General features: G+C 56.8%; 1 protein-coding gene and 2 pseudogenes. All 3 read right to left on the minus strand.

The window, feature by feature from the left end; all coding sequences use genetic code 11:
- A pseudogene (locus tag VSR34_RS38045) lies at nucleotides 1-85 on the minus strand (IS6 family transposase); the annotation flags it as partial.
- Nucleotides 86-111: 26 nt separating this feature from the next.
- Nucleotides 112-654, minus strand: a complete 543-nt coding sequence (locus VSR34_RS38050) for a UPF0149 family protein (RefSeq protein WP_342965194.1) — start codon at nucleotides 652-654, stop codon at nucleotides 112-114.
- A 116-nt stretch (nucleotides 655-770) separates the two neighbouring features.
- Nucleotides 771-859 (minus strand): annotated as a pseudogene (locus tag VSR34_RS38055) (IS6 family transposase); the annotation flags it as partial.

The following is an 859-nucleotide window of genomic DNA, read 5'->3' on the forward strand; positions in this document are numbered from 1 at the left end:
TGAACCGGAAATACCAGCGAACCGCGCAACTGATGACGACGGCAGGGAAGCGGTGGCCGTGATAAAGCGGTTTTGTCTTCTTCATTACGTCATTCTACCGCCCCCTCTCCATCAACCTGACAGAGCCGTCTCCAGCAGTCCCTCGCGCTTTTCCGCAGGGATCGATGGTGGCCGCATCTGCGGGTCGGGATTGTATTCATGATGCAGCATCATGATCGGGATCATCGGCCCGCCGTGGTCCTCGTCGTGGATCAGTCCCCCCCAGCTCGCAGGACGCATCTGTACGCCGCGCATGAAGCCATGCGCCCAGTCGTTGGCCGGTGCAACACCATCGTCGCGCTCGAGCAACACGGGCAGGTACACGTTCGGCTCATGCAGCGTTTGCTGCAATTCCGTGCTGATCGTGTTCCAGTGACGCATGAGCAGCTCGATGATTTCGGGGGCCTGCCCGTCGCTTTCAAACGAAAAATCCTCCCCCCAGATCTGGGGCAGATACTCGCTGGGCAACACGATGTCAGGTCCGCAAATCAACGCGACGAAATAGCCGTCGAGCGTTTCGATGTTCATCGCGGCATCGCCGATGGAGTCAAGAAACCCGGCGAGACGGGCAAAATCGTCGTCGGCAAGCGGCTGTTGGGACATCAGGTTGTTCACGGCGGATTTTCTCTTCGCGAGGGTCCAAGCGACTGTATCCGGTCATTATACGATGTCGACTTGGTTCTGTCGCGATAACGATGGTAGATCGAATGAGTGAATGTACATAGGATTGCTTACATAGCCAGCAAGTAGAACTGCTCGGCAACCGTTCGGGCGACGCGATCGTCTTGCATTTGTCCCTTGCGGATCATATGCATCACTT

The sequence above is a fragment of the Paraburkholderia sp. JHI2823 genome, assembly GCF_038900695.1.
Lineage (GTDB): Bacteria > Pseudomonadota > Gammaproteobacteria > Burkholderiales > Burkholderiaceae > Paraburkholderia > Paraburkholderia mimosarum.